Genomic DNA, 2,345 nt, shown 5'->3' on the forward strand with positions numbered 1-2,345 from the left:
CGGCCGCAGGGCCAGGCCGATGAGCACGGGCGCGACCGGTGGCCGCCGGAGCAGCGCGCAGATCAGCTCCACCGAGCCGGAGTCGGCCCAGTGCAGGTCGTCGAGCAGCAGCACCAGGGGCGTCCTTGAGGCCAGCGCCTCCAGCACCTGACGCACGGCCCGGTGTGTCCGATAGCGCGGATCCCCGCGACCGGTCCCCTCTGCGGACGACGCCGGCCAGGACGGCAGCACGTGCCCGAGCTCGGCGCGAGCCTCCTTGTCGACGCCGTCCAGCGGGCCGGCCCCGATCGCCCTCAGATACTCGTCCAGCGCGTCGACGAAGAGCCAGAACGGCAGGTCACGCTCGAATTCCGAAGCGCTTCCGGCCAGCACGAGCATGCCCCGCGCGTCGGCCCGCGTGCCCAGCTCGGCGAGCATGCGGCTCTTGCCGATGCCCGGCTCACCCGCCAGCAGCACCACCCGTGCCCGGCCGGCGCCGAGCGCGTCGAGGACGACGTCGAACGTGTCCAGTTCGGCGCCGCGTCCCACCAGGTCGCGACCGCGGTCCCCCATTCTTGAAGAGCATGCCGTGCCGCCGCCTCCGGGACCAGGGTGTGGCTCAGGGTTGTACCCCGATGTCGGCGGGCGCCGCAGCGGCGAGGCTCACTCCTGTGCCGCACTTCCTGCTCCACAACCGACACAGCGCCGACGACTGCGGGGTCGTCTTCGCCGCCTTCCGCGGATTCGCCAGCCCGCTGCGGCACACCGACGCGTTCGCCTCGTGCCGCGGCGGCGGCCACGAGATCTGGTGGCGGGTCGCGGCCGAGGACGAAGCCGCGGCGCTTCGCCAGCTGCCGCGGTTCGTCGCCACCACCAGCACGGCGACCAGGATCGACCGGGTCGCGACGCCCTAGGAGGAGCCATGCTCACCGAGATCGGTCCCGTTCCGTTCAGCGTCACCCGCGCACGCCGGGCGGTGCGACGATGAACGCCACACTCCCGAGCCGCACCGAGGTCCTGATCGTCGGCGCCGGCCCGGCCGGGCTGACCCTCGCCTGCGCCCTGGCCGCGCGGGGCACCGACTTCGTGCTGATCGACCGGGCGGACCGGGGCGGCAACACCTCCCGGGCCGCCGTCATCCACGCCCGCACCCTCGAGGTCCTCGACGACCTCAAGGTGAGCGACGAGCTGTGCCGCCGCGGCATCGTGGTCCCGCGCTTCGTGATCCGCGATCGCGACCGGGCGCTGCTGAAGGTGCCGTTCGACGGGCTGGACACGCGGTTCCCGTACACGCTGATGCTGCCGCAGAACCAGACCGAGGAGGTGCTCGGCGAACGTCTCGAGGCGGCCGGCGGAACCGTGTACTGGCGGCACGCCCTGACCGCGCTGGAGACCGGCGGCGACGGCGTGACGGCGACCGTCGACGGGCACAGCATCCACGCCCGGTACGTCGCCGGCTGCGACGGCATGCACAGCACCGTCCGGGAGCTGGCCGGGATCGGCTTCGCCGGTGAGCGGTACGAGCAGTCGTTCGTCCTGGCCGACGTAAGGATGCGCTGGCCGTTCGCGCGCGACGAGGTGCACCTGTGCTTCGCCCCGCGCGGCCTGGTCGTGGTCGCGCCGCTGCCGGATGACCGGTTCCGCATCGTCGCCACCCTCGACCAGGCGCCCGAGCAGCCGGGACTGTCCGATGTGCAGGCGCTGCTCGACGACCGCGGTCCGCGCAAGGCGCCGGCGGAGGTCACCGAGGTGGTGTGGAGTTCGCGCTTCCGCGTGCACCACCGCCTGGCCGAGAGCTACCGCCGCGGGCCGGTGTTCCTGGCCGGGGACGCGGCACACGTGCACAGTCCGGCCGGCGGCCAGGGCATGAACACCGGGATCCAGGACGCGGTCGCGCTGGCGGACGTGCTCGCCGGCGGCCCGGACACCTACGAGGCCGTCCGCCGGCCGGTCGCCGTCGATGTGGTGACCACCACCGACCGGCTCACGCGCGCGGCCACCGTGCGCAACCCGGTCGTCCGCACCGTCCGGAACACCGTCCTCGGCCTCGCCGGCCGGTCCGCAGCGGTGCAGCGGAAGCTCGCCATGAGCCTGTCGGGGCTCGCCCTGAACCAGCGGCGGTGAACCCGCGGCGGTCCGCTACGGCCTGCGGCCCGCTTCGGAGACGACCGCGGACCGGAGTACGGCGGCGGAGCTGAGGATCCCGCCGTTCCCATCGGTGACCCGCTCACCGAGATATTCGTAGGTCCTCGGGTCGAAGATGAGAGCGACGCGGGAGCCCTGCACCTCGTCGCGGGCCACGGCGACGCCGCTGCGGCCGGCCTCGTCGGTGACCGCGCCGACCACGGACACCCCCGGGATGCGGC

The 2,345-nt window shown here is 73.6% G+C and carries 3 protein-coding genes and 1 pseudogene; 2 read left to right on the forward strand and 2 right to left on the reverse strand.

Annotation, left to right across the window (positions count from 1 at the left end; genetic code table 11):
• Positions 1-552 (reverse strand): ATP-binding protein (locus tag AB0M20_RS38775; RefSeq protein WP_364305954.1); only part of this gene is annotated, 552 nt, incomplete at its 3' end.
• Between the two features lie 98 nt (positions 553-650).
• Between AB0M20_RS38775 and AB0M20_RS38780 the strand changes: the two genes are divergently transcribed.
• Positions 651-893, forward strand: coding sequence for a hypothetical protein (locus AB0M20_RS38780; protein WP_364305955.1), 243 nt, complete (start codon positions 651-653; stop codon positions 891-893).
• Between the two features lie 70 nt (positions 894-963).
• On the forward strand, positions 964-2,103 hold the full coding sequence (locus AB0M20_RS38785; RefSeq protein WP_364305957.1) for an FAD-dependent oxidoreductase: 1,140 nt from the start codon (positions 964-966) through the stop codon (positions 2,101-2,103).
• Positions 2,104-2,118: 15 nt separating this feature from the next.
• Here AB0M20_RS38785 and AB0M20_RS38790 read toward each other — a convergent pair.
• Positions 2,119-2,345, reverse strand: a pseudogene (locus tag AB0M20_RS38790) (hypothetical protein); the annotation flags it as partial.

The sequence above is a fragment of the Actinoplanes sp. NPDC051633 genome, assembly GCF_040681735.1.
In the GTDB taxonomy this organism is placed as follows: domain Bacteria; phylum Actinomycetota; class Actinomycetes; order Mycobacteriales; family Micromonosporaceae; genus Actinoplanes.